The sequence below is a fragment of the Methylobacterium sp. CM6257 genome (genome assembly GCF_054611515.1).
Genome location: NZ_CM137735.1, coordinates 4,150,988 through 4,176,637 on the forward strand (window position 1 = coordinate 4,150,988; position 25,650 = coordinate 4,176,637).

Below are 25,650 nucleotides of genomic sequence, written 5' to 3' on the forward strand. Positions count from 1 at the left end.
GTTCGGCCCGGGCGTCCGCGTCGCCGGCCACGACTTCCCGAACCGGCGCTATCGCGGTGTCCATATCGGGCGCGTCAAGCATCTGCGCGGCCCGCTCGGCTGCCGGCCTCTGCGCAACAGCGTCTGCCGGCGCGACGACGGCACCGTGGTCCGCGGCCCGATGAAACAGTGCAACCTCGCCGCCCGTCGGCCGAGGCACCGATGGGGGGCACCGCGGGGCCGGTCCGCCGCGCGGTTACGGCGGCGCATTCATCCGGTGCTCTTCCAGATTGCGGGGGTGGGGTCTGGTGTTCTCGCGGCGCTCGGTTACATGCAGCTGGCATACAGGCTTGCCCCCGTGGAGGACGACTTGGCGATTACCCGCGATGACGTGCTGAAGGCGCTCGCCAGCGTCACCGTCGATGCCGCCGGAACCACCCTGCCCGGCTCGGGGCGGCTCTCTCAGGTCGTGGTCGATCCGAACAACCGGGTGATGTTCTCGATCCTGGTCGATCCCAGCGAGGCCGAGCGGTTCGAGCCGGTGCGGCGGCAGGCGGAAGGGCGCGTCCTGCAGATCCCGGGCGTCTCGGGCGTGTTCGCGAGCCTCACCTCCGAGCGGGGACCGAGCCATCCGGCCCAGAGCAGCGCCGCCCCGCGTCCGGTAACGCCCCCGCCGGTGGCACCGCCGCGGCCCGGCGCGCCCCCGAACCAGGGTCCGCAGATCGCGGGCGTGCGCCACATCGTGGCGGTCGCCTCGGGCAAGGGCGGCGTCGGCAAGTCCACCACCGCCTGCAACCTCGCCCTCGCCCTCCAGGCGCAGGGCCTGAAGGTCGGCCTGCTCGACGCCGACATCTACGGCCCGTCCGTGCCGAAGCTGTTCGGCCTCTCGGGCAAGCCCAACGTCGTCGACAACAAGGCCATGGAGCCGATGGTCGGCTACGGGTTGAAGGTCATGTCGATCGGCTTCCTGATCGAGCCCGAGACGGCGATGATCTGGCGCGGCCCGATGGTGCAGTCGGCCATCACCCAGATGCTGCGCGACGTGCTCTGGGGCGAGCTCGACGTGCTGCTGGTCGACATGCCGCCCGGCACCGGCGACGCGCAGCTCACCATGGCGCAGGCGACGCCGCTCTCGGGCGCCGTGATCGTCTCGACGCCCCAGGATCTCGCGCTGATCGACGCGCGGCGCGGCGTGACCATGTTCAAGAAGGTCGCGGTGCCGATCCTCGGCGTGATCGAGAACATGGCGACCTTCGTCTGCCCGAATTGCGGCCACGCCTCGCACATCTTCGGCCATGGCGGCGCGCGGGTCGAGGCGCAGCGCCTCGGCGTGCCGTTCCTCGGCGAGGTGCCGCTCAACATGACGATCCGCGAGACCTCGGATTCGGGCCAGCCCGTGGTGGCAACCGATCCGGAGGGGCCGCAGGCCAAGGTCTATCGCGAGATTGCCGCCAAGCTCTGGGCGAACCTGTCGGGCGCGCCGGCCGGGCGGACCGCGCCGAAGATTGTCATCGAGTAGGCCATGTCGCCGCCGGTCCTGGGCTTGATCCTGGCCGGCGGGCAGGCGCGGCGCATGGGTGGGGGCGACAAGCCCCTGCTGCGGCTCGGCGGCCGGACCTTGCTGGAGCGCGTGGTCGCGCGTCTCGGGCCGCAATGCGGGGCAGGACTGGCGCTGAGCGCCAACGGCGATCCGGCGCGGTTCGCCGGCTTTCCCGGGCCGATCCTGCCGGATCCACTTCCAGGCCAGCCGGGTCCGCTCGCCGGCATCCTCGCCGGACTGGAGCACGCTGCAGGGTGTGGGATCGCGCGGGTCGTCAGCGTGTCGGGCGACGCGCCCTTCCTGCCGGAGGATCTGGTGACGCGTCTTCGCGCGGCCGGGCCGGAGACCGGGATCGCCCTCGCCGCCTCGGGCGAGCGGCAGCACTACACAATCGCTCTCTGGCCGACGGCCCTGCGCGATGAACTGCGGGATTACCTCGAACGCGGCGAGCGGCGCGTCGGCGCCTTCATCGCCCGACACGGCGCAGCGATGGCGTCCTGGCCGGTGGAGCCGGTAGACCCGTTCCTCAACGTCAACACGCCGGAGGACTTGGCGGCGGCAGAGGATGCTGAGCGGAGATCTGGATTCGTCGATCGTGCGCCCGGGTGATCGCCGGGCGCGTGAGTGCGATGCCGCGCGATTCCCATCCACGACCTCATCCTGAGGTGCCGGAGCGCTGCGGAGGCCTCGAAGGAGCCCTCCAGCCAGCCGCGCGATTCCTGGAAGCTTCCGAGCCCCGGCTGACGCGGGCACCTCAGGATGAGGGCTTTAAATTGGAGATGCCAGGGCCGCCTGCAGGCTGCGGGCGGCCCGATGTTCAGATTAGCCTCAGGCCGTCGCGACTGTCGCCTTCACGATCTTGTCGGGGGAGCGCGGCGGCTCGCCCTTGTTGATCGTGTCGACCACATCCATGCCTTCCACGACCTTGCCCCAGACCGTGTATTGCTTGTCGAGGAAGCGGGCGTCGTCGAAGCAGATGAAGAACTGCGAGTTCGCCGAGTGCGGGAAGTTCGTCCGTGCCATCGAGCAGGTGCCGCGCACGTGCGGCTCGGCGTTGAACTCGGCCTTCAGGTCCGGCAGGTCGGAGCCGCCGGAGCCGGTGCCGGTCGGGTCGCCGGTCTGGGCCATGAAGCCGTCGATCACCCGGTGGAACGGCACGCCGTCGTAGAAGCCCTGGGACGCCAGCGTCTTGATGCGCTCCACGTGGCCCGGGGCGAGATCGGGACGCAGCGCGATCACGACGCGGCCCTTGGTGGTCTCTAGGACGATGGTCTCGTTGTCGGCCATGGTTCTATCCTTCCAGTTGAGGGAACTGTATCGGCGCGCGCCGCATCCGGCCAGCGCCCGTGACGAGGTTGCCGGCGCTCAGGCCGGCGGTCGGTAGACGAAACGGAGCGCCACCGGGCGGCCCGCGATCGCTCGGCCGAGATCCGGCGTGATGTGGACCGGGGTGCAGCGCGCCAGCGCGTCGAGCGTCCCGCGCACCAGGGTGGCCCGCTGGTTGCCCGCCACGCCGGCCGCGTAGGTGATCCGCGGCGGCCCGATCAGGCTACCGTCGCGGCGCAGGGCGAGGCGCGCGGTGATCTCGACGTCGTTGCCGCCGCTGGGCCGGCCGAGTCCGGTCGGCGCCTGCCAGCAGGCGGCAAGCGCCGGGTAGAGTTCGGCCAGGGTATCGGCGGGCTTCGTCGCCATCCGGGACACCGGCACCGCGATCGTGGCGCGCAGGGTTTGCGGCAGGCTCAGAGGATAGCCGCCCCCGGGCTCGTAGGCGTAGCCGTAGAAGTCGCCGCCGTCGTAAGCCGCCGCAGCCCCCGGGATCGAGGCCGCGGCCAGGGTCAGCAGGGCAATCGAGGCTGCGCGCCGGCCGAGCATGCGGCCGCTACTGGGCCTTCTCGGCCATCGTCATGCTGACGATCTTGTCGGGATCCTGCACGGCCCCGCCCGGGGCGCCGGGGGCGGCCTTCTTGATCTTGTCGAGCACGTCGAGCCCGTCGGTGACGTTCCCCACGATCGTGTACTGGCCGTTCAGGAACGGCGCGTCGCCCAGGCAGATGAAGAACTGCGAATTGGCCGAGTTCGGATCCGACGAACGGGCCATGCCCACCGTGCCGCGGCGGAACTCGGCCGAGCGCGAGAACTCCGCCGGGATGTTGGGCAGGCTGGAACCGCCGGTGCCGTTGCCCTTCGGGTCGCCGGTCTGGGCCATGAAGCCGTCGATCACCCGGTGAAACTTCAGGCCGTTATAGAAGCCCTGGTTCACCAGCGTCTTGATCTGCTTGACGTGCTTCGGTGCCAGGTCCGGGCGCAGCTCGATGGTGATCCGGCCGTCCTTGGTCTGGAGATAGACCGTGTTGGCATCGACCGCCCGGGCCGCCGTGGCGGAGCCGAGCGTCAGAGCGAGCGCGAGGAGGGCATGGCGTCGGTTCATCGAGATCCTTCCAGTCATCAGGAGGCGGCGGCGAAGCGCTGCCGGAGACGTTGGGCCACGGCGGCGGGCACGAAGGGCGAGACATCCCCGCCCATGCCGGCGATCTGGCGCACCAGCGTCGCCGTGATGGGGCGCGCCTGGGTCGAGGCGGGCAGGAACACGGTCTGCACCTCGGGGGCCATGGTGCCGTTCATGCCGGCGAGCTGCATCTCGTAATCGAGATCGGTGCCGTCGCGCAGGCCGCGGATGAAGATGGAGGCGCCGCAGCGCCGGGCGGCCGAGACCGCGAGATCGTTGAACGTGGTGATCTCAAGCGCCGCGCCCTCGGCCTCGGCCACGGGCCCGCAGGTCTCGACCAGCAGGGCGGCCCGCTCGTCCGCGGAGAAGAGCGGCGCCTTGCCGGGATGCACGCCGATGGCGATCACGAGGCGGTCCACCAGCCGACAGGCTTGGCGGATCACGTCGAGATGGCCGTTCGTGACCGGATCGAACGAGCCGGCGTAGAGGGCGGTGCGGGTCATCGCGATCCGACCTAGTGCATTTTCGCGCCGGACGGAACCTGGGGACGGGAAGGCTGTCCCATCGAGCCGCTCCCGCGGCGGGCTCCGTGCCGGATCTTGGATCCGATTCCGCGTCGCTCCACCTGTCCGGGAAAGGGGCGGTGCAGAACCGGGCTCACCCCTTTCCCGGGCGCAAGCAGCGCCGGCGGAATGCGATCCGGCACCCAGCAAGACGCCCTGCGAAGCGGATCTGCCGAGCCGGAAGGCGTCACGCCTCCTCGGCGCCGCCCTCCTCCTCGCCCTCGATGTGCTCCACCGAGACGACCTTCTCGTCCTTGGCGGTGTTGAACACCGTCACGCCCTGGGAGGCACGGCCGACGATGCGGATGTCGTCCACCGGCACCCGGATCAGCTGGCCGCCATCCGTGACCAGCATGATCTGGTCCGAGGCCTCCACCGGGAAGGAGGCGACGAGGCTGCCGTTGCGGGCATTGACCCGCATCGCCGTGATGCCCTTGCCGCCGCGTCCCGAGGTCCGGTACTCGAACGACGAGGAGCGCTTGCCGAAGCCCCGCTCGGACAAGGTGAGCACGTACTGCTCGGCCGCCCCCATCTCGGCGTAGCGCTCGGGCGAGATGGCCGCGGCCTCGGCGCCGTCCTCGGCCTCCGCCTCGGCGCCCTCCTCCTCGCCGGTCACGGCGCGGCGCATCTTCAGATAGCCCGCGCGCTCCTCGGCGGTGGCATCGAAAGCGTTGAGGATGGTCATCGAGATGACCCGGTCATCCTTGGCCAGCTGGATGCCGCGCACGCCAGTGGAGTCGCGGCCCTTGAACACGCGCACATCCTCCACGGGGAAGCGGATGCACTGGCCGAGCGCCGTGGTGAGCAGCACGTTCTGGTCCGGACGGCAGATCTCGACATGGACGATGTGGTCGCCCGGATCGAGCTTCATGGCGATCTTGCCGTTCCGGTTCACCGTGGTGAAGTCCGAGAGCTTGTTGCGCCGGACGTTGCCGCTGGCTGTCGCGAACATCACGTCGAGCGTCTCCCAGGACGCCTCGTCCTCGGGCAGCGGCATGATCGTGGTGATGCGCTCGGAGGTGTCCTGCAGCTGCAGGATGTTCACCAGCGCCTTGCCGCGGGCGTTGGGTGCAGCCATCGGCAGGCGCCAGACCTTCTCCTTGTAGGCCTGGCCCTGGCTGGAGAAGAACAGCACCGGAGTGTGGGTGTTGGCCACGAACAGACGCGTGACGAAATCCTCGTCGCGGGTCGCCATGCCGGAGCGGCCTTTCCCGCCGCGGCGCTGCGCCCGGTAGGTCGAGAGCGGCACGCGCTTCACGTAGCCGGCGTGGGACACGGTCACCACCATGTCCTCGCGGGCGATCAGGTCCTCGTCCTCGACGCTGCCGTCGAAGTCGACGATCTCGGTCTTGCGCGGGGTGGCGAACTGCTCGCGGACCTCGGCCAGCTCGCCCTTGACGATGCCCTGGATGCGGGCGCGGGAGCGCAGGATGTCGAGATAGTCGGCGATCTCGTCGGCCAGCGTCTTCAGCTCGTCGCCGACCTCGTCGCGGCCCAGAGCCGTGAGGCGCTGCAGGCGCAGGTCGAGGATGGCGCGGGCCTGAGTCTCGGAGAGCCGGTAGGTCCCGTCCTCGGCGACCCGGTGGCGCGGATCGTCGACCAGGGCGATCAGCGGCGCGATGTCGTGGGCCGGCCAGTCGCGGCCCATCAGGGCCTCGCGGGCGGCGTTCGGGTCCGGCGAGGTGCGGATCAGCCGGATCACCTCGTCGATGTTGGCGACCGCGATGGCGAGGCCGCACAAGACGTGGGCGCGTTCGCGGGCCTTGCCGAGGAGGAACTTGGTGCGGCGGGAGACGACCTCCTCGCGGAAGTCCACGAAGGCCTGGAGCAGGTCCTTCAGGTTCATCAGCTCGGGGCGGCCGCCGTTCAGCGCCACCATGTTGCAGCCGAAGGAGGTCTGCAGGGGCGTGAACCGGTAGAGCTGGTTCAGCACGACGTCGGCCATGGCGTCGCGCTTGATCTCGACGACGATGCGCATGCCCGACCGGTCGGACTCATCACGCAGGTCGGAGATACCCTCCACCCGCTTCTCCTTCACCAGCTCGGCGATCTTCTCGACCAGCGTCGCCTTGTTCACCTGGTAGGGGATTTCGGTGAAGATCAGCGCCTCGCGCTCCTTGCGCAGTTCCTCGACATGCGACTTCGCGCGCATGATCACCGAGCCGCGGCCGGTGGCGTAGGCCTGGCGCGTGCCGCCCCGGCCGAGGATCAGGCCGCCGGTGGGGAAGTCCGGGCCGGGGACGATCTCGGTGAGTTGCTCGATGGTGAGCCCCGGATCGTCGATCAGCGCGACGCAGGCATCGATCAGCTCGCCGAGATTGTGCGGCGGGATGTTGGTGGCCATGCCCACCGCGATGCCGCCGGCGCCGTTGACCAGCAGGTTCGGGAAACGGGCCGGGAGGACGGTCGGCTCCTCGCGCGACTCGTCGTAGTTCGGTCCGAAATCGACGGTGTTCTTGTCGATGTCGGTGAGCAGCGCGGTCGCAGGCTTGGCCAGCCGCGATTCGGTGTAGCGCATGGCCGCCGGCGGATCGCCGTCCACCGAGCCGAAATTGCCCTGCCCGTCGATGAGCATCAGGCGCATGGAGAAGTCCTGCGCCATCCGCACCAAGGCGTCGTAGATCGATTGGTCGCCGTGCGGGTGGTAGAGACCGATCACGTCGCCGACGATGCGCGCCGACTTGACGTATTTCCGCTCGGGCAGGTGCCCGGATTCGAAGGCGGAGTAGAGGATGCGCCGGTGCACCGGCTTGAGGCCGTCGCGCGCGTCGGGAAGCGCTCGACTCACGATCACGCTCATCGCGTAATCGAGGTAGGAGCGGCGCATCTCGTCGGTGATGGAGACGGGACGGATGTCGCTGGCGGGCGGGGCGGCGCCAGTCGGATCGTTCTCGGCCAAGTCGATTTCCGTTCTGAAGCCCGGACGGGCGGTGCTCGCGGCCCTCACGCGGCGCGAAGTGCGCCGGGACGGCCTTGCGGAAGAGCAGTGATATCAGACGGTTAAATAAGGTTTTCCGAGGCCGCCTGCAAGGCCGCGCCCCGGCCCGATCCGGCCGGGGCGCGGGTTGCGCCGCTCAGTAGAACGTGAGGTTCCGATGGCCCAGATGGCGGCCTCGCGAGACGGGGTGCGGGTGCCCGTGATGACGCTGCCAGTGAGGCCGATGCGCGTGATGACGATGCCAGTGGCGGCGATGCGCGTGGTGGCGATGCCAGTGGTGTCGGCGATGCCAATGGTGGCGGCGATGATGCCAGTGACGCCGCCAATGATGGCGCCGGTGCCAGTGGCGGCGGTAGTGCCAGCGAACCTGCTGCACCGCGGGGGCGGGCGCGGCAGCCTCGGCGGTGGCCGGGACAGGAAGCGGCGCGGCGCGCGCGGGCGCGCCCGCCAGACCGCCGATCAGCGCGGCGAGGAGGGCCAGGAAGGGCCAGGGTCGCATCGTTACTCTCCCGTGTAAGCGCCCGGACGGAACCAACTGGTCCGGGGCGGCACGACCGTCGCGCCGTCGGCAGGAACCGCCAAGGTGGGCAAACGGTTCGATCCGTCCTGACTGCGCAGACGGCCCGCAACGGCCTGGCCTGCCGCCGCACCGCCCTTGCTTGCGGCTCGGGAACGCCCAGTTTCCGGAGGCATCGCCCGGGCCGCGTCCCGTCCGGGCCTCCCGAGAGCTTTCCAAGACTTCCATGCCGCTCGCGCTTCCCGACACCCTCCGGGCCATCCTGCCGCGCCGTTTCCGGGACCGGCGCCCGCGTGTCGCCGTTGTCAGGCTCTCCGGAACCATCGGGGCGGTCTCGCCGCTCCGCCCGGGCCTCTCGATCGGCGCGGTGGCGGGGAGCCTGGAGCGGGCCTTCGCGATGCCCGGCGCGAAGGCGGTGGCGGTCGTGATCAACTCGCCCGGCGGCTCGCCCGCGCAGTCGCACCTCATCCACCGCCGCATCCGGGCCCTGGCCGAGGAGAAGCACCTGCCGGTGATCGCCTTCGTGGAGGATGTGGCGGCGTCCGGCGGCTACATGATCGCCTGCGCGGCCGACGAGATCGTCGCCGACCCGACCTCGATCGTCGGGTCCATCGGCGTGGTCTCGGCCAGTTTCGGGTTTCACGGCCTGCTGGAGAAGCTCGGTGTCGAGCGCCGGGTGCACACGCAGGGAGAGGCGAAGTCGATGCTCGACCCGTTCCGCCCGGAGGACCCGGCCGATGTGGAGCGCCTGAAGCGCATTCAGGCCGACGTCCAGGACCTGTTCACGAACCTCGTCACGGCGCGGCGCCCGACCCTGTCCCGGACCGAGAACCTGTTCACCGGCGCGGTCTGGACCGGGCGGCAAGCGCTGGCGCTGGGCCTCGTCGATGCCCTGGGCGACGTGCGCACCGCGATGCGGGCGCGGTTCGGCGACAAGGTCGATCTGCGCCTCGTGGCCGAGGCGCGCGGCGGCCTCCTGTCCCGCCTGCTGCGGCGCGGCGGCGCGCCGGGCGGGATCGGAGGCGGTTTCGCCGAGGACGCGATCGCGGCCTTCGAGGAGCGCGCGGCCTTCGCCCGCTACGGGCTCTGACGGCGCGCCCGGCGTCCCCTCCCCGCCTCAGGCGGCGACCTGCGTGAGGAAGTGCTCGATCTCACGCTCCAGATCCGCCGCGACGTTGTCCACGGTCTCGGCCGCCTCTGTGACGGTGGCGGCCATCCGGGCGGATCGGCGGGCGGCGCCCGCCACTGTGGTCAGGCCGCCGGCAATGGCTTCGGTGGCGCCGGCCGTGTCGGCGACGTTCCGGGAGATCTCGGCGGTGGCCGCGCCCTGGGCCGAGACCGCGGACGCGATGCCGCCCGTCCTCGCGCTGACCGCCCGCATGCGCTCGCCCATCCGGCCGATCGCCGCCACCGCGGCCGCCGTGGAGGATTGGACCTCGGCGATCTGGCTGCCGATCTCCTCCGTGGCCCTGGCGGTCTGCGCGGCCAGGGCCTTCACCTCCGCGGCCACGACCGCGAAGCCCTTCCCGGCCGCCCCGGCCCGGGCCGACTCGATGGCCGCGTTGAGGGCCGACAGGTTGGTCTGTTCGGCGATCTGACGGATCAGCCCGACCACGTCGCCGATGCGCTTGGCCGCTTCTGCGAGGCCGGCGATATCGGTGTTCATCGCCTCCGATTCCGCGGCCGCGGTGGCCACGAGCGCCTCGGCCTGGTCGAGCTGGGCGCCGATCTCGCCGATGGAGGCGGAAAGCTCCTCGGCCGCGCTCGCCACGGTCTGGACGCTGGCCGAGGTCTCGTGCGAGCCGCGCTCGGTCTCCGCCACGGCGACCTCCGCCTCGGCGGAGCTGGCCGCCATCTCGCTGGCCCGGGCGCGCATCGCGCCGGTGCTCGCGGTGAGCGCAGTCTTCAGCACGTCGATCTGCCCACGGAAGGCCGCGATGGCCCGGTCGAGCCCGGCCCGGCGCCGCGCCTCGTCGGCCGCGCCGGCGATCTGCAGCCCTTCCAGCTCTCGCGTCCGCAGGCCGGCCGTGCGCAGCACCTCCAGGGACCGGGCCACCGCGCCGATCTCGTCGCCGCGCCCGGCATGGGGAATCGCCGTCTCCAGGTCGCCCGCCGCCAGTGCCTCGATCCGGCCCGAGATCGCCGCGAATGGCCGGAACAGGCGGGCGGCCACCAGCCCCACCAGGGCGCAGGCGATAACCGCGATGACCAGGGCGGCCACGCTGAGGCTCGTCATCGTCTGGGCGTGGGCGTCGAAATACATCTCGATGGGCAGCCCGACGAACAGGATGCCGTTCACTGCCCCGGCGGCGTCGTGCGTCGGCTGGTACACGGTGTGATAGCGGCGTCCGTACAGCATCGCCGGCCCCTCGTAGGGCCGGCCAGCCCGCACCGCGGCCTGGACCGGGCTGTCTGCGGCCAGGGTTGTGCCGACGGCGCGCGCGCCGTCCTCGCGCCGCACGGTCGTCTGGCGCCGCACGAAGCTGTCGGTAGCCGGCTCGTAGCTGAACACCGTGGCGACGCCGCCGGAATAGGCCACCGCATCGTCCACCGCGGCTGCATCCGCGAAACCCGACAGGCTCGGCGCGGTCACCCGGCCGACGCGCGTGCCCGTGAGTTCCGCTTGTGCTCCCGGAACCCGCGCCGCCAGAACGAGGGCCAGAGTCCGCAGGTTGCGCTCGCCGTTGGCGCGCTGCCGCTCCTCCATCTGCGACCATGTCTGACGCGACACGGTAATCCAGATCGCGCCTGCAGTGAGAGTCACCGCCAGTATCGCCAGCAAGATGACCTTGGTGGACAGCGTCATCGCATGCAGCGAGACAGAGGGTCGGGACATGTACTTGTATCCGCACAAAGTGTGTGTGCGGTCACTGTGATCTCTGGTTGAACGGAGCGTTTAAGTCGGCAGCCAAGACGCGACGGCACGCCCAAACTCAACCCCGCCCTGCGCGGCGTGCAGAGACCCGCGCCAGGGCGGCGAGGTCCTTCTCGCCGTCGCCGTGACTGATCGCCTCGATCAGACCGTCGCGCAGGACGCTGGCGAAGGGCATCGGCACGCCCGCGCCTTCCGCGGCCTGGAGCGCCAGCCGCACGTCCTTGGCGCCGAGCTTGAGGATGAAGCCGGGCGGCTCGTAGCGGTTCTGCGCGATCGAGGCGCCGTAGCCCTTGTAGACCGGGGAGGCGAAGAGCGTGTTGGTCATCAGGTCGAGGAAGTCGGCGCCCGGGACCCCGTGCCCCTCGGTGAGGGCGCAGGCCTCGGCCATGGCCTCGATGGCCGAGATCAACATGAAGTTGCCGGCGAGCTTGACCGCGTTGGCGCGCGTCGGATCCGCGCCGAACCGCCAAGTCTTGGCGCCCATGGCATCGAGGAGCGGCGCCACGCGGTCGATCAGGGCCGCTTCGCCGGCCGCCACGATGTTGAGCTTGCCCGCCTCGGCCACGTCCGGCCGCCCGAAGACCGGGGCGGAAATGTAGGAAACGCCGGCGCGTTCGTGCACGGCGGCGAGCTGCTTCGCCAGGGCCACCGAGACCGTGCTCATGCCGATATGCACGCCCGGACGTTCCGGCCGGTCGAGCAGGCCGCCGGCCACGATGACGGATTCGAGGGCCGCGTCGTCGGCCAGCATGGTGATGACGGCCTCACCGGCGAAGGCCTCGGCGGCGCTCGCCACCGGCGTGACACCCTCGATGCCCTGCGCGGCTTCCGGCGAGCGGTTCCAGGCGCGGACCTTGTGGCCGGCGCGCGCGAGGTTGGCGGCCATGCCGCGGCCCATCCGGCCCATTCCGATGAATCCGACGTCCATGCCGTGCTCCTCGACGCGATCTGCCGTCTGCCAACCTGGGAAACCCGAACCGTGGGTCAACGGCGCCCGACCGATTTGCGCCGATCCCGGAGCGTGGCAAGCTCGGACCATGCTGCGCAACCGCATCACCGACATTCCCGGCCTGCGTGTGGGCCACGCGAGTGACATGGCGGTCGCCAGCGGGGTCACCGCGATCCTGTTCGACACGCCTGTGGTCGCCTCCGTCGACGTGCGCGGCGGCGGTCCCGGCACCCGCGAGACCGACCTGCTCGATCCCGAGCGTACGGTGGAGCGGATCGACGCTCTCGTCCTGTCGGGCGGCTCAGCCTTCGGGCTCGACGCGGCTGCCGGCGTCACGGCGTGGCTCGCCGAGAACGGGCGCGGCTTTCCGGTGGGCGACATGCGGGTTCCGATCGTGCCCGGCGCGATCCTGTTCGATCTCCTCAACGGCGGCGACAAGGCGTGGGGCCGATACCCGCCCTACCGCGAGCTCGGCTTCGCCGCCGCCGCGGCGGCAGAGGTGGGTTTCGCCCTGGGCTCCGTGGGAGCCGGGACCGGCGCGCGCACGGGCCGGCTCAAGGGCGGGATCGGATCCGCCTCCGCCCTCGTGGCGGGCACGGGCTTCCGGCTCGGGGCCCTCGCCGCCGTGAACGCCTTCGGTTGCGCGACCATCGGCGACGGGCCGCATTTCTGGGCCGCGCCCTTCGAGGAAGGAGCAGAATTCGGCGGATTGGGTTCACCGGCCCGGCTGCCCCCGGAGGCGCTCGCCTTCCCGGCCCGCGTCTTGCCCGGCGGCGCCACCACGCTCGCCGTGGTGGCGACCGACGCGGCGCTGACCAAGGCGCAGTGCCGCCGCCTCGCGGTGGCGGCCCAGGACGGACTGGCCCGCGCCCTCGTCCCGGCGCATACGCCCCTCGACGGCGACCTCGTTTTCGCCGTGGCGACCGGCGCCGTGCCGCTCGCCGACCCCGTGACGGACGTCGCCCGTCTCGGCGATGCCGCCGCCCGGGTCTTGGCCCGCGCCGTGGCGAGGGGCGTGTTTACCGCTGCGAGCCTGCCGGGCCATCCACCCGCGCCGCCCTTGGCGGCGTCGGGGCTGCCGCCGGCTTGGCGCGACCTCTTCGCCGCCTGATCCCGCGCCCGCCCGGATCGCGCGGACGACCCGGTCCGCGCATTCATCGCCCCGCTCACAAGGGGCAGGCCCCGACCGCACGCCGTCGGATCCCGGAACCACGTGTCGGAAGACGGAACGAAATCGTCCCGATCCGGTTACCGGCGGCGGCCGGGGAGGCCGTGCCGTGATCCGGCGAGGTCCGGATCAGGACTCGTTCCAATCGGGAGGGATGCTGATGAGGATGACCGGCCTGATCGTCGCCGGGACCGTAGCGCTGTTCGCCGGCGCAGCGCAGGCGATGCCCGTGGCGCCCCTGACCGGCGCCGAGGCCTCGATCGTGCTCGTGCGCGGTGGCTGCGGGTTCGGTGCCCATCGTGGGCCGTATGGTGGCTGCCGCCTCAACCACGGTCCGCGCGGTGCCATGCGTCGTGCGCTCACCGGTGCTCCGCGCGGATGCCCGCCGGGCCTGTACCGCGGTCCCCGCGGCTACTGCCACCGCTAAGGCTCGTCGACGCCGCCTGTCTTGCCGGGCGGCGTCAACCCGCTGGGGTGAGTGGCTGAAGGCGGCCGGACTCGGCCCGGAGCCCTAGATCTCCGCCCGGGCATCCTCCAGCAGCTGCGCCAGCCCGGAATCGACCTCGTCGGCGAGCATCTTCCGCTCGGCGTCGCTCAGGTCCTTGGCCCAGCCGCGGGCGCCGAAGCCTTCCGCACACCGCGCCCGCTCTGAGGCGATGTAGGCCTCGGTCTCAGCCGGCCGCGTCTTCATGGCGTGGACGAGCCCGAACCACGCCGCCCGCTCCACCACCGCCAGCCGTGCCCGCAGGCGGATCGCCACCGCCTTGTCCGGATCGATCCCATCGCTCATCGTCTGTCCCTCGTGTCTTTCTCTGCAAGTCGGTCGATCAAGCCCTGCAATTGCCCTGGGACCGGCTCCATCGCCGAGCGCGCGTAAAGAAGGCGCAGCTGCCGCCCGATCTCGGCGAGGCTCATGGAGCCCTTGGCGATCACCCGGTCGGCCTGCCGGTTCAGGCTCTCCTTTTCGGCGGTGGTGATCTCCTTGGCGGTGAGGACCACCACGGGCACGTCGCCGTCCGGCCGGGCGCGCAGCGCCCGCAGGAATCCGAACCCGTCCATCTCGGGCATCATCAGGTCGAGGAGGATCAGGCTCGGCCGCGCCTGGCTGATACGCTCCAGGGCGATCCGGCCGTTCTCCGCCTCGTCGACGGTCCAGCCCTCCCGGCCGAGGGATCGGCGCAGGCGCTCGCGCGCATCCGGGTCGTCGTCGACCACGAGGATGCGGGCCTCCCCCGGCGCTTCCGGCCTGTAGCGCTCCATCAGGCCCTTGAGCCGGTCCCAGTCGATCGGTTTGACGAAATAGTCGGTGGCTCCGAGCGCCTGACCGAGACCCTGCTCGGCCACCACGGAGGTCATGATTACCGGCGTCCCGGCGAGGTCGGGATCGTTGCGCACGGCGTGGAGCACCGCCCAGCCGTCCATGCGGGGCATCTCGACGTCGAGCAGGATCGCCCGCGGCTTCAGGGCCCGGGCGAGCGTCAGGCCGGCGCGGCCGTCATTGGCGCTCCGCACATGAAAACCCTCGCGCTCCAGAAAGCGCTGGAGCAGCTCGCGGGCGGCCGGATCGTCGTCCACCAGCAGGACCGTCTCGTGCTGCTCGTGCGGCTCCACCGGCGCGTGGTGGGCCTCGGTCTCGGCCGGGGTTGCGTCCTCCGGCACGAGGGTCACGGGCAGGCGGATCGTGAAGGTCGACCCCTCTCCCGGGGTGCTGGCGACCGCGATGTCGCCGCCCATCGTCCGGCAGAAGGCCCGGGTGATAGCGAGCCCGAGCCCCGTGCCGCCGAACTGGCGCGTGGTGGAGTCGTCGGCCTGCACGAAGCGCTCGAACAGGCGCCCGATCTGCGCCTCGCTCATGCCGATGCCGGTGTCCCGGACCGCGAAGGACAGCCAGTCCGCCGCCTCCTCCCGGTGACGGCGGACCGTCAGGGTGATCGTACCCTTCTCGGTGAACTTCGCGGCATTGCCGATCAGGTTGACGAGGCACTGGCGGATCTTGGTCTGGTCCTGGTGCATCGATCCCAGATCGGTGTCCCCCGCTTCGCCCGCGTCGAGGACGAAGCGGTTGCCCTTCTTCTCCATGAGGGAGCCGGTGGAGTCACACACGTCCCGGAGCAGGTCCGCCACCGAGAACGTCTCGGCGGAGGCGGTCATGCGGCCGGCCTCAATCTTCGAGATGTCGAGCACGTCGTTGATCAGCGACAGCAGGTGCCGGGCCGCCGCCTCGATCTTGCGCAGGTCCGGCAGGAGCGCGGCCTGGCCGATATCCTCCAGCTCCTCGCCGAGCATCTCGGAATAGCCGATCACCGCCGAAAGCGGCGTGCGCAGCTCATGGCTCATATTGGCGATGAACTGGCTCTTGGCCCGGTTGGCCGCCTCGGCCGCCTGCCGGGCGCGCTCCACCGCCTCCTCGGCCTCCTTGCGCTCGGTGACGTCGACGCAGGTGCCGACCCACTCGCGCAGGGTCCCGTCCTCGGCGAGCACCGGCACGCCGCGCACCTCCATGGTCCGCCACGCCCCGTCGTGGCGGCGAAGGCGATACTCAACCTCGTAGGTTTCGCGGGACTCCACGCAGGCCGCCCAGGCATCGGCGGCATGGCCCCGGTCGTCGGGATGGACCGCGTCCAGCCAGCCCCAGCCCTGGTACGCCTCCTCGGTCTGGCCGGTATAGGTGCTCCAGCGGACCTGCGGCGGCGTCAGCTCGCCGGCCGCGTCGGTGTTCCAGATCACCGCCGCCGAGGCGTCCACCAGCGCCCGGAACCGCTGCTCGGAATGGCGCAGACGCTCCTCGACGGCGCGCCGGCCGGTGATGTCGGTGTTGGTCCCGTACCAGCGCAGGATGCGGCCCGAGGCGTCCCGGTGCGGCAGCGCCTTCGACAGGAACCAACGGTAGATGCCATCCCGACCGCGCAGGGGAAACGTGTCCTCCCACGAGCGTCCCAGGGTGATCGCGGCCTGGTAGCGCTCGGTGACAGCCGCGACATGGTCGGGATGGTGGACCGCGCGCCAGCCCCAGCCGCGCATCTCCTTCGGGGAGGTCCCTGTGTAATCGTACCAGCGCTGATTGTACCAGATGATGGTGCCGTCAGCCTCGGCGATCCAGGCGAGCTGCGGCAGCGTCTCGGCGAGGATCCTGTAGTCGGCCTCCGTGACGGCCTGCGCGCCGCCCTCAGTCTCGCTCATCGGCCCGACGATGTCCCGGCATCCGCCCCGCGGCGGCCTCTCGGTATTTCTTATACACGCATCGCGTCCGGATCCGACGGCATCGGAGCGGGTGCGGGCGTCCGCCGGAGCCGCAGGGCGTCGACCGTGTAAAGGACGAGCGCCACCCAGATCAGGGCGAGCATCAGGGCGCGCGGCGGCTGCACGCGCTCGCCGAAGGCCAGTACGCTCAGGCCGAGCAGGCAGGTCGGGGCGACGTATTGCAGCAGCCCGAGGGTGGTGAGCCGCAGCCGCACCGCGGCGGCGGCGAACCAGATCAGCGGCAGGGCGGTGGTGAGCCCCGTCAGCATCAGGAGCGCGAGGCTGGCGGGGTCTGCCGGCAGGAACGGCTCGGGGGTCAGGGCGAGCCACGTGATCGCGGCCGGCAGGAGCAGCAGCGTCTCGGCGAGGAACCCCACCAGGGCATCGACCCCGGCGACCTTCCGCGCGAGCCCGTAGAGCGCGAAGGTCACGGCCAGGGACAGCGACATGGCGGGCAGCTCGCCCGCCCACACGACCGCGGCGGCCACGCCCGCGGCCGCGATGCCGACGGCGGCGGCCTGCATCGGCCGGAGCCTCTCGCCGAGCACCACCCGCCCGAGCGCCACGCTGACCAGCGGGTTGATGTAGTAGCCGAGGCTTGCGTCGAGCAGGTGCCCGCTGCTGACCGCGTAGAGGTAGAGGAGCCAGTTCATGCCGATCATCGCCGCCGAGAGCAGCAGGAGGGCGTGGCGCCGCTGCAAGGGTCGCGGGAGATTGAACCGGTGTCGCGCCGCGAGGATCAGGGCCAGCGTGCCGGCGAACAGGCTCGACCAGACGATCCGCTCCGCCAGGATGTGGTTCGGGCTGTAGGCACCCAGCAGTCGGAAGTGCACCGGGACCAGTAGGCCCCAGCTCAGATAGGCGGCGAGCGCGTAGACGAGGCCCACGGGTTCCTCCCGGTCGGCCCGGATGGGCTGCCGGGCGTCGGGGCTTTAGCCCGGGTGGCCAGCGCGCGTCAGGGGGAACGACGCAAGGCTGCCATCCCGAAGGCCGGGGCGGTGACTGCGCGGGCTCTGCGCCCGACCTCCGATCAGGGCGCGACCCAGCCGCCGACCCAGCCGGTTTCCGTCCGCCGCCACGCGGCCCGGCGATGGCCGCGGCGGTCGAGGTAGAGGAAGTCCAGGCGCTCGGCCCGCACCACCACGGCGGCGAAGTGCGGGCGGCCCCGGGCGTCGGCCGACGCCTCGTCCGGCAGCGTGTAGGCGCCACCCGCCGGCAGCGCGGTGCCCGGGCCGGGCTCGACCCCATAGCAGATCCGGCTCATCGCCCGGGACGCGGCCCAGGCCGCTTCCGCCACGGAATCGTCCGTATGGAGCGCGGCGCGGCCCTCGACCCGGATCTGGACCTTGGCGGCCTCGTCGTAGGCGGCGAGCGCGCAGGCTGGGTTTATCCGGATCTCGGCGGCCTTGTCGGAGCGGCGATCGCAGTGGAACCGCAGGACGCCGGCGTCCCGGCCGGCGGCGCGCAGCACCACCGTGCGCAGCCGCGGGGCGCCGTCCGCGCCGAGGGTCGCGAGGGTCGGTCGGTGAAACCCGCTGCGCCCGTGCTCGGCGCCGTCCGCCAGAAGTCGCCACAGCTCGGCCCAGGTGGCGTCGAGATCGTCGTAGAAGGCGGGGAGCGGCGCGCGGCTCATGGGGCGCCCCGCTTCCGCCGGCGCTCCCGGAAGATCAGCGCGAGGTTGCGCAGATAGATGCCGGTGGAGAGGCCCTGGCCGATGATGATCACCGGCTCGCGCCGCACGAAGCCGTAGACCAGGGTCATGAGCCCGCCGAGGATCGACAGGAACCAGAACGAGAGCGGCATGACGCTCCGGCCGGCGCGCTCGCTGGCGATCCATTGCAGGATGAAGCGGGAGCCGAACACCACCTGGGCGACGATGCCGAAGACCAGCCAGAAATCGAGCCGGGTGACGAACACGTCGTAGAAATAGGCCGGCAGGTCGTGGGCGAGCTGGATCAGCATCCGACGTCCTGGTCCGCCGGCGCCCCCGCCGGGGCGGCGAGTTCCTCGGGCCGCGGGTCGGGCCGCTTGCGCCGGATGAGCCACCAGACGCCGGCCAGATCGAGGAGCCCGACCCAGAGCCGGTCGAACAGGCCGTAATTCGACACGCCGGTGAAGCGCGGCCGGTCGACCACGTCGCGGAGGACCACGGCAAATTCTTCCCGGGCCACCAGGGCCGGCATGAACCGGTGGAGGGCGTCGAAATACGGCAGCCGGAGATAGACGGCGCGGCGAAAGACCTTCAGTCCGCAGCCGGTGTCGCGGGTGGCATCCTTCAGGATGCGCCCGCGCACGCCGTTGGCGATCCGCGACTGGAGCATCTTGAAGCGCCCGTCCTTGCGTCCGCGCCGCTGGCCCTGGGCGAGGCCGGCGCCCGGCCCGGCCGCCTCCAGGGCATCGAGCAGGACGGGGATGAAGGCCGGGTCGTTCTGGCCGTCGCCGTCGAGGGTCGCGACGACATCACCCCGTGCGGCGAGCACGCCGCTGCGGACGGCCGCCGACTGGCCTCCGCTCCGGGCGTGGCGCAGCACCCGCAGCCAGGGGCGACCCGAGCGGGCGGCGGCCAGGGCCGCGGGCGTGTGGTCGGTGGAGCCGTCATCGACGTAGATCAGTTCGAAGGTCAGGCCCGCGCAGGCGGCCTCGATCTCGGCGACCAAGGGCGCGATGTTGCCGGCCTCGTTCTTCACCGGCACGACGACGCTGAGACGCGGGGCGGCGCTCACGGGATCACCGCATAGGCCGTGACGAAGACGCGCCGGCCGGTGTTGAGATTAAAGCCTTCGACCTCGGCCATGGGCGCGGGCGCCCCGCGACCCACCGGCCAGGCCGCATTGAAATCGTCGCGGTCACGGGCCTCGACGAAGAGAAGCCGGCAGCCGTCGCCCTCGAGGAACTGCCGGGCCGCGGAGCCGTCCGGCGGGAGGTCGAGGTTGGTGCCGATGAGGAAGACGAGGCTCGGCTCGCGGTAGCCGAGGCTCGCGACCTGCGGGTTCGCGCAGGGCATCCGGTCGCGCAGGGCGGCGAGCCGCGGCGAGACCTTGAGGGCCGGCAGCGACAGCTGTGCCAGGCCCAGCACGCCCGGGCCGAGCAGGCAGGCGGCCAGCACGCCGAGGACCAGGGCACGCTCGGCCGCACCCTCCGCGGGCCCTCTGGCGAAGGCCAGCCAAGCGAGTGCCGCGACCGCGCAGGCGGCGGCGAGCAGCGGTAGTGCCGGCCACGGGATCGTATGGGCATCGAGGCGCCAGCCGGCGAGGCAGAGACCGAGCGTCAGCGCCACCGGGATCGCCGGCATCAGCAGGGCCGTCAGGCGGGCGCCCCGCAGGCGCGGATCGAGCGCCCCCCGGGACAGGGCCAGGACGGTGAGGATCGCGAGCCACGGCATCAGCGGCAGGACGTAGTGGGGCAGCTTCGTCGGCACCGCCTCGAAGATCAGCCAAGCGGGAAGCACCGCGGCGATCAGGAAGGCCACGCCGGCCTCGCGCCGCGCCCGCCACGCGAAGGGCAGGCTCATGGCGGCGAAGGCCGCCCCGGGCCAGAAGATGGCGAAGAAGGCGAGCGCGTAGGCCCCAGGCGGCCCCCAGTGCCGTTCGGCCGCGCCGCCGACCTTGCCCAGCATGTCGTGCCCCACCGCCTCCGCGTAGAAGGCGCCGCCGCTCTTCCAGGCGATGGCCACGAACCAGGGCGCTACCAGAAGGAGAGTCAGGGCGAGGCCCGGAAGGGGCCGCAGCGCCAGGAGCCAGCGGGCGGAGCGCGCATGCACCGACAGGATCAGGGCCGGCAGGACGATAAACACGGGCACCATCGGCCCCTTCACCAGGATGCCCAGCGCCATGCCGAGCCAGAAGGCCGCGAAGACCGGGCCCACCGGGGCCCGGTCTTCGCGGGATGCCAGCCACGCGCGGGCGAGCGCGCCGAGGCTCGCCGTGGCGCAGGCGACGAGCACGGCGTCTGTCTTGGCGAGATGCGCCTCGGCCGCGAGCATCAGGCAGCCGCCGTAGAGAGCCGCCGCGAGAAGCGCGAACCGGCGCTGCAGGAAGGCGAGCGCGGCCCAATACGCGAGGAGCACCGAGGCGGCGGCGCCGACCAGGGACGGGATGCGGTAGAGGGCGATCTGCGAGCGCGCCTCCGGGACACCGAGCGCCTCGCCGGCCGCCACCGCGGCGGCCTGGGCCCAGTAGATCCCCACCGGCTTCTTGTGCCGCGCCTCGCCCTGGAAGCGGATATCCACGAGGTCGCCCGTCTCCAGCATCTGCTTCGAGGCCTGGGCGAAGCGTGGCTCGTCCCGGTCCATAGGCTGTAGCGAGATCTGGCCCGGCAGGAACAGGACGAGGCACAGCGCCAGCAGGGCCGCCACGGCCCGGGCATGAGTGAGGCTCAGCGCGTCGAGCCCGCGGCCGATCCGGTCGGCAGGGGCGAGGCGCGGCGTGCCGCCGGCGGAGAGGCTCGTGGTCATGCCCGGCCGGTCAATCAGGATCGGGCGGGCACGTCAAATGCACGACCGCGCCACCGCCATGCGTCAGGAGGCGAGAAGCGGGCGCAACTCGCGCATGTCGCCGACCGTCTCCAGAGCGTTCACCCGCGCGATCAGGCGCTCCGTGGCGTCGGATCCGAGAACCGGTCCCATCAGGTCCCGTGCCTTGGCGTTCACCGCATCGGTGCTGAGCGGGTTCTCCTTGGTGCCGGGTGGATGCCGGGTGTGGTGCTCCACGACCCGGCCATCCGCGAGGGTGATCGCCACGACAGCGCCGCGCGGGGCGGCCGGGTCCATCAGGGCCGGATCGCCCACCAGCTCGATCTTCGCCTGCTGCGCCGCGATCACGGGATCGTGCATCAGCCCGGCATCGTGGCTGTCGGAGAATGACACCGCGCCCTTCACCAGCGCCAGCGCCACGAGATGCTGGCAGCTGACATCCGGCATGGCGCTCGACCCGACGATGCCGACAGCATCGGTGGGCACCTTCACCAGGATATGGCGCACGGTCTCGGGCGTGAGGCCGTATTGCTGTCGGAGCGCGAGTGTGGCGTCAAGGGGCGACTGGATCGGGTAGCCCACCGAAAAGGTCTTGATCGCCGTCTCGGTGACGAAGAAGCGGCTTCCAAGCCCCTCCAGCATCAGTTCCGGCTTCGGCGCCGTGGAGAGGGCGTTCAGCAGGTTGTGGCGCCCGTCGAGCACGTCGGCGACGCCGGTGAGGCCCGCCTCCACCATCCCGACGGCCGTGACGCCGTTGCGCGCGCCCATGCCGGCGAAGTCGAAAGCCTTCTCGACATGGTCCTTGTCGCGCACCCAGCTCCACAGGCCGGAGACCTGCTGGGCCGCGTAGGAGAGCGCGAAGCGCATGCCCTGCGCGTCGAGGCGGGCCAGCGCGGCGGCGGCTCCCAGCGCCCCGAAGGTGGAACTCGTGCCCTCGGCGCTGCGGTGCGTTCCGCGCACGAGGTCGGGTCCGAGCGCCAGGAGGAGGCGGCAGCAGAGATCGTAGCCGAGCGCCACCGCCTGGACGAACTCCGTGCCGGAATTGCCGTGCAGCTCGGCCATTGCGAGGGCCGCCGGCACGGTGGCGCAGCCGGGATGGGCCTTGGTGACCGGCTCGAAATCGTCGGTCTCGTCCGCGTGGGCGCACATGGCGTTGGCGAGCGCCGCGTTGACCGTCGTCGTGCGGAAGCCGGAGGCCACGACTCCCGCCTGTTCGGTTCCGCCCAGGGTGCGGACATAGGCCAGTGCCATCTCGCCCGGCCGCATCCGGGCGCCGGAGACCATGGCGGCCAGGGTGTCGAGGATGCGGTGCTTGCAGGCGGTCAGCACCTCAGGCGGCAGCGGCTGCGCCCGGGCGTCGGCCATGTAGCGGGCGAGCCGGCCCGTGACGTCGGCCTCGGCGGCGGCCGGCAGGGCAGCCGCGAGGGTGAGCGCGCCCGCACCCTGGATGAGACGGCGCCGGCTCGGTGCGGTCACGAAGCGGCCCGCAGGCGGGCGAAGCCGGCGTCGAGGTCGGCCTTGAGGTCGGCCGTGTCCTCCAGCCCGATGTGGAAGCGCAGGGCCGGTCCCCCCGGAGACCATGTGGTGGCGGTCCGATAGGCGGTGCAGTCGAACGGGATCACGAGGCTCTCGAAACCGCCCCAGGAGAAGCCCATCCCGAAGAGCTGCAGGCCGTCCAGCATGGCGGCCACCGCGGCCTCGGGCACCGGCTTGAGGATCACCCCGAACAGCCCGGAGGCGCCGGAGAAATCGCGCTTCCAGATCGCGTGGCCCGGATCCTCCGGCAGGCCGGGATGAAGGACGCGCAGCACCTCCGGCCGCGCCTGGAGCCATCGGGCCATCTCAAGCCCGGCACGACCGTGCTCGCGCAGCCGTAAGGACATGGTGCGCATGCCCCGCAGGGCCAGGAAGATGTCCTCCGCGCCGGCGCACATGGCGAAATGGTCGAAGGTGCGGCGCACGGCCGGGAAGTACTGCGCGTTGGCGGAGGTCAGGCCGATCAGAAGGTCCGAGCCGCCGCTCAGGTACTTGGTGCCGGCCTCGACGGCGATGTCGACCCCGCGCTCGTGCGGTGGGAACAGAAGCGGCGTCGCCCAGGTGTTGTCCATGATCACGCAGGCCCCGCGGGTATGCGCCTCCGCGGCGATGCCGGGCACGTCCTGCATCTCGAAGCTCTGCGAGCCGGGCGCCTCGACGAGCACGGCCCTGGTGTTCGGGCGCATCAGTTCGGCGATGCCCGCCCCGACGGTCGGATCGTAGTAGGTCGTCTCGACGCCGAAGCGGGCCAGCACGCCGTCGCAGAACTGACGGGTCGGGCGGTAGGCGGAATCGGTGACGAGGAGGTGATCCCCGGCCGAGACCGCGGCCATCAGCGCGACCGTGAGGGCGGCGAGGCCGGAGGGGGTCACCACCGTCCCGGCGGCGCCTGCGAGCTCCGTCCAGGCCGACGTCAGGGCGTCCATGGTGGGCGTGGCCGACGTGCCGTAATTGTAGCGCCCGCGCCGGTGCTTGATGGCGTCGTAGGTCGGGTAGAGCACCGTCGAGCCGCGATAGATCGGCGTGTTGACGAAGCCGTGCTGCTCCCCCGGATCGCGGCCCGCATGGACGAGGCGTGTGGCGGGCGCGAAACTCTGCTTGGACTCGGGCGAAGGCTTCAGGGACATCGGGGCTCGGCGATCGGGTTGCGCTCCGGCGCACGAAGCGCCCCCGGCCCGGCGAGGTCAAGCCGAAGGCCCAGCTCGGCGGCCCGGACGTGCCGCCTGTCCCGCGATCACGGCTTCTCGGGCGGGTCGGAATTCACGGCCTCGTCGTAGGCCTGCATCCAGGCGGCCCGCTCCTCGGACCCCTCCGGATAGGGGCATTCGCTCACGGGCTTGCCGTAGAGCCGGGCGTTGCGACCCTGGATGAACGGGCTGTCGCTCGCTGTAGCCTGGGCGTTGGTCAATATCGCCTCCCGAAGACTTGGAGTGGGGCTTCGTTAACGGCCGCGCCGTAAATCTGTTGCCGTCTCAAGTCGCGTTCCGGGTCGTCGCGTGCGAATCCTGCGTTCTCTCCTCGGCGGCGTGCTGGTCCTGGCCTCCACGGCGGTCGTCGCCCTCGTCAGCGCCGACCGGCTCGCGCATTTGGCGCCGCCGCCGGTGGTCCGTGCCGTCCAGGCCGAACCCTCCGCCACCGGCTCGCTCCCGGCTCCGGTCAAGGCTGCCCCTGCGCCGAAGCCGGCCGTACCCAGCATCCCGAACGGATTCGATACCGAGCGGCTTCACGCCCTGATGCGCGGCGATCCGATCCTGCCGGGGCGGTGAGCGCTCCTTCGGGACCGAGCACCCCCCACGCGACCTCATCCTGACGTGCCGAAGCGCAGCGGAGGCCTCGAAGGAGCCCTCCGGAAGCCGCCACGATCCCCCAAAGCCCTCCTTCGAGGCTCGCTGGCGCGGGCACCTCTAGGATGAGGGGGCGGATTGGACCGATCCGGAGCCCCTTCCCCGCCTAGCGTGCGGTGCGGAACACCTGCAGGTCGAGGTCGCGCACCTTCTTGCGTAGGGTGTTGCGATTGACCCCGAGCAGCTCCGCCGCGCGGATCTGGTTCCCGCGGGTGGCGGCCAGCGCCGCGCCGATCAGCGGACCTTCGATCTCCCGCAGGATCCGATGATAGAGTCCGGGGGGCGGCAACGTGTCCCGGTAACCGGAGAAGTAATCCGAGAGGTGGCGCTCCACCGCGCTGGACAGGCTCTCCGACTCCCCGCCGGCCTTGCGGGCGGCGCCGTTGGCGGCGGGTGCCGCGGGCGTCGCCAGCGGCAGCGTGTCGAGCTCGGCCTCGATCACCGGGCCGGTGATCGTCTCCTGCGGGTAGAGGGCGGCGAGCCGCCGGACGAGGTTCTCCAGCTCGCGGACGTTGCCGGGCCAGCGATAGCGCTTCAGCCGCTCCATGGCGTCGCCGTCGAGAGTCTTCCGGGTCAGGCCCTCGCGCTCGACCAGCACGAAGAAGTGGCGGACGAGGTCCGGCACGTCCTCGGAGCGCTCACGTAGGGCCGGCAGCCGCAGCGGCACCACGTTGAGGCGGAAGAACAGGTCCTCGCGGAAGATGCCCTGCTGGATCGAGACCCGCAGGTCCTTGTTGGTGGCCGCGATGATGCGGACGTTGGTGCGGATCGGGACCCGCCCACCCACCGTGGTGTACTCGCCCTGCTGGAGCACGCGCAGCAGCCGGGTCTGCGCCTCCATGGGCATGTCGCCGATCTCGTCGAGGAACAGCGTGCCGCCCTCGGCCTGCTCGAACCGGCCGGCGGAGCGCTGGAGCGCCCCCGTGAAGGCGCCCTTCTCGTGGCCGAACAGCTCGGACTCGATCAGGTCGCGCGGGATCGCCGCCATGTTGACCGGCACGAACGGGCCGGTGCGGCGCCGGCCGTAATCGTGCAGTGCCCGGGCGACCAGCTCCTTGCCGGTGCCGGACTCGCCGGTGATCATCACGGTGAGGTCGGTGGGCATCAGCCGGGCGAGCGCCCGGTAGATCTCCTGCATGGCCGGCGAGCGCCCGACCAGCGGGATGTCCTCGTTCTCAGGCGCCGCGCCGGAGGGTGCCGCTCCACGGGGGCGCGAGAGCGCCCGGCCCACGATGGCGATCAACTCCTTCAGATCGAAGGGCTTCGGCAGGTACTCGTAGGCGCCCCGCTCCGAGGCGCGGATCGCCGTCATGAAGGTGTTCTGCGCGCTCATGACGATGATCGGCAGCTCGGGCCGGACCCGCTTGATGCGCGGCAGCAGGTCGAAGACGTTCTCGTCGGGCATCACCACGTCGGTGATGACGAGATCACCTTCCCCCTGCGCGACCCAGCGCCAGAGGGTGGCGCAATTGCCCGTCGAGCGGACCTCGTAGCCCGCCCGTGACAGCGCTTGGTTCAGCACGGTGCGGATGGCGGCGTCGTCGTCGGCGACGATGATGTGGCCGTTCGGCATGACTCTCTACT

General features: G+C 71.4%; 25 protein-coding genes. 7 read left to right on the forward strand and 18 right to left on the reverse strand.

Annotated elements, in window-relative coordinates:
• The first annotated feature begins 349 nt into the window (after positions 1-349).
• Together apbC and mobA are read left to right on the forward strand one after the other, a co-directional pair.
• Entirely contained in the window at positions 350-1,498 is a 1,149-nt protein-coding gene (gene apbC / locus ACYCO6_RS20260; RefSeq protein WP_459773628.1) for an iron-sulfur cluster carrier protein ApbC, read from the forward strand.
• 3 nt (positions 1,499-1,501) lie between these two features.
• Positions 1,502-2,128, forward strand: a complete 627-nt coding sequence (mobA, locus tag ACYCO6_RS20265; protein WP_459762653.1) for a molybdenum cofactor guanylyltransferase MobA — start codon at positions 1,502-1,504, stop codon at positions 2,126-2,128.
• A 219-nt stretch (positions 2,129-2,347) separates the two neighbouring features.
• Here the strand turns inward: mobA and ACYCO6_RS20270 are convergent, their stop codons facing one another.
• From ACYCO6_RS20270 to gyrA, 5 genes are all read right to left on the reverse strand, one after another.
• Entirely contained in the window at positions 2,348-2,806 is a 459-nt protein-coding gene (locus tag ACYCO6_RS20270) for a peptidylprolyl isomerase (protein WP_459762655.1), read from the reverse strand.
• 78 nt (positions 2,807-2,884) lie between these two features.
• Positions 2,885-3,391 carry a hypothetical protein gene (locus ACYCO6_RS20275; protein WP_459762657.1) on the reverse strand — a complete coding sequence of 169 codons (507 nt, stop codon included), beginning with the start codon at positions 3,389-3,391 and terminating at the stop codon, positions 2,885-2,887.
• 7 nt (positions 3,392-3,398) lie between these two features.
• A complete protein-coding gene (locus ACYCO6_RS20280) occupies positions 3,399-3,947 on the reverse strand; it encodes a peptidylprolyl isomerase (protein ID WP_459762659.1) in 549 nt (182 codons plus the stop codon).
• Between the two features lie 17 nt (positions 3,948-3,964).
• Positions 3,965-4,468 carry a pantetheine-phosphate adenylyltransferase gene (gene coaD, locus ACYCO6_RS20285; protein ID WP_459762661.1) on the reverse strand — a complete coding sequence of 168 codons (504 nt, stop codon included), beginning with the start codon at positions 4,466-4,468 and terminating at the stop codon, positions 3,965-3,967.
• A 247-nt stretch (positions 4,469-4,715) separates the two neighbouring features.
• Complete coding sequence (gene gyrA, locus ACYCO6_RS20290) at positions 4,716-7,427, reverse strand: DNA gyrase subunit A (RefSeq protein ID WP_459762663.1); 2,712 nt, start codon at positions 7,425-7,427, stop codon at positions 4,716-4,718.
• A 196-nt stretch (positions 7,428-7,623) separates the two neighbouring features.
• Between gyrA and ACYCO6_RS20295 the strand changes: the two genes are divergently transcribed.
• On the forward strand, positions 7,624-7,983 hold the full coding sequence (locus ACYCO6_RS20295; RefSeq protein WP_459762665.1) for a hypothetical protein: 360 nt from the start codon (positions 7,624-7,626) through the stop codon (positions 7,981-7,983).
• A gap of 226 nt (positions 7,984-8,209) precedes the next feature.
• The gene (locus ACYCO6_RS20300; RefSeq protein WP_459762667.1) at positions 8,210-9,073 is read left to right on the forward strand and encodes a S49 family peptidase; all 864 of its coding nucleotides are present in this window, start codon (positions 8,210-8,212) and stop codon (positions 9,071-9,073) included.
• A 27-nt stretch (positions 9,074-9,100) separates the two neighbouring features.
• On the opposite strand, the gene ACYCO6_RS20305 is transcribed toward ACYCO6_RS20300, so the two are convergent.
• On the reverse strand, positions 9,101-10,819 hold the full coding sequence (locus ACYCO6_RS20305; protein WP_459762669.1) for a methyl-accepting chemotaxis protein: 1,719 nt from the start codon (positions 10,817-10,819) through the stop codon (positions 9,101-9,103).
• A gap of 97 nt (positions 10,820-10,916) precedes the next feature.
• Positions 10,917-11,954, reverse strand: a complete 1,038-nt coding sequence (locus ACYCO6_RS20310) for an NAD(P)-dependent oxidoreductase (protein WP_459762671.1) — start codon at positions 11,952-11,954, stop codon at positions 10,917-10,919.
• Between ACYCO6_RS20310 and ACYCO6_RS20315 the strand changes: the two genes are divergently transcribed.
• On the forward strand, positions 11,896-12,918 hold the full coding sequence (locus tag ACYCO6_RS20315; RefSeq protein WP_459762673.1) for a P1 family peptidase: 1,023 nt from the start codon (positions 11,896-11,898) through the stop codon (positions 12,916-12,918). The genes ACYCO6_RS20310 and ACYCO6_RS20315 overlap by 59 nt on opposite strands.
• Positions 12,919-13,135: 217 nt before the next feature.
• A complete protein-coding gene (locus ACYCO6_RS20320) occupies positions 13,136-13,402 on the forward strand; it encodes a GCG_CRPN prefix-to-repeats domain-containing protein (RefSeq protein WP_459762675.1) in 267 nt (88 codons plus the stop codon).
• Positions 13,403-13,486: 84 nt separating this feature from the next.
• Here ACYCO6_RS20320 and ACYCO6_RS20325 read toward each other — a convergent pair whose 3' ends face one another.
• The 10 genes from ACYCO6_RS20325 to ACYCO6_RS20370 form a co-directional block, all read right to left on the reverse strand.
• Positions 13,487-13,765 carry a hypothetical protein gene (locus ACYCO6_RS20325; RefSeq protein WP_459762677.1) on the reverse strand — a complete coding sequence of 93 codons (279 nt, stop codon included), beginning with the start codon at positions 13,763-13,765 and terminating at the stop codon, positions 13,487-13,489.
• Positions 13,762-16,155 carry a hybrid sensor histidine kinase/response regulator gene (locus tag ACYCO6_RS20330; protein WP_459762679.1) on the reverse strand — a complete coding sequence of 798 codons (2,394 nt, stop codon included), beginning with the start codon at positions 16,153-16,155 and terminating at the stop codon, positions 13,762-13,764. The genes ACYCO6_RS20325 and ACYCO6_RS20330 overlap by 4 nt, the downstream gene beginning before the upstream one ends.
• A 50-nt stretch (positions 16,156-16,205) precedes the next feature.
• A complete protein-coding gene (gene rarD / locus ACYCO6_RS20335; RefSeq protein WP_459762681.1) occupies positions 16,206-17,102 on the reverse strand; it encodes an EamA family transporter RarD in 897 nt (298 codons plus the stop codon).
• Positions 17,103-17,245: 143 nt separating this feature from the next.
• The gene (locus ACYCO6_RS20340; protein ID WP_459762683.1) at positions 17,246-17,848 is read right to left on the reverse strand and encodes a pyridoxamine 5'-phosphate oxidase family protein; all 603 of its coding nucleotides are present in this window, start codon (positions 17,846-17,848) and stop codon (positions 17,246-17,248) included.
• Positions 17,845-18,177, reverse strand: coding sequence for a lipid-A-disaccharide synthase N-terminal domain-containing protein (locus ACYCO6_RS20345; RefSeq protein ID WP_459762685.1), 333 nt, complete (start codon positions 18,175-18,177; stop codon positions 17,845-17,847). Before ACYCO6_RS20345 ends, ACYCO6_RS20340 begins: the two co-directional genes overlap by 4 nt.
• Complete coding sequence (locus tag ACYCO6_RS20350; protein WP_459762687.1) at positions 18,171-18,938, reverse strand: glycosyltransferase; 768 nt, start codon at positions 18,936-18,938, stop codon at positions 18,171-18,173. Before ACYCO6_RS20350 ends, ACYCO6_RS20345 begins: the two co-directional genes overlap by 7 nt.
• Positions 18,935-20,668 carry an ArnT family glycosyltransferase gene (locus ACYCO6_RS20355; RefSeq protein WP_459762689.1) on the reverse strand — a complete coding sequence of 578 codons (1,734 nt, stop codon included), beginning with the start codon at positions 20,666-20,668 and terminating at the stop codon, positions 18,935-18,937. The genes ACYCO6_RS20350 and ACYCO6_RS20355 overlap by 4 nt, the downstream gene beginning before the upstream one ends.
• Before the next feature lie 63 nt (positions 20,669-20,731).
• Positions 20,732-22,162, reverse strand: a complete 1,431-nt coding sequence (locus tag ACYCO6_RS20360; RefSeq protein WP_459762691.1) for an MmgE/PrpD family protein — start codon at positions 22,160-22,162, stop codon at positions 20,732-20,734.
• Positions 22,159-23,349, reverse strand: coding sequence for a cystathionine beta-lyase (metC, locus tag ACYCO6_RS20365; protein ID WP_459762693.1), 1,191 nt, complete (start codon positions 23,347-23,349; stop codon positions 22,159-22,161). The genes ACYCO6_RS20360 and metC overlap by 4 nt, the downstream gene beginning before the upstream one ends.
• 107 nt (positions 23,350-23,456) lie before the next feature.
• Positions 23,457-23,630: a ribosome modulation factor gene (locus ACYCO6_RS20370; RefSeq protein ID WP_459762695.1), complete on the reverse strand. Its 174-nt coding sequence runs from the start codon at positions 23,628-23,630 to the stop codon at positions 23,457-23,459.
• Positions 23,631-23,718: 88 nt separating this feature from the next.
• Between ACYCO6_RS20370 and ACYCO6_RS20375 the strand changes: the two genes are divergently transcribed.
• On the forward strand, positions 23,719-23,988 hold the full coding sequence (locus tag ACYCO6_RS20375; RefSeq protein WP_459762697.1) for a hypothetical protein: 270 nt from the start codon (positions 23,719-23,721) through the stop codon (positions 23,986-23,988).
• A gap of 184 nt (positions 23,989-24,172) precedes the next feature.
• Here ACYCO6_RS20375 and ntrC read toward each other — a convergent pair whose 3' ends face one another.
• Complete coding sequence (ntrC, locus tag ACYCO6_RS20380) at positions 24,173-25,639, reverse strand: nitrogen regulation protein NR(I) (RefSeq protein WP_459762699.1); 1,467 nt, start codon at positions 25,637-25,639, stop codon at positions 24,173-24,175.
• Positions 25,640-25,650: the final 11 nt, after the last annotated feature.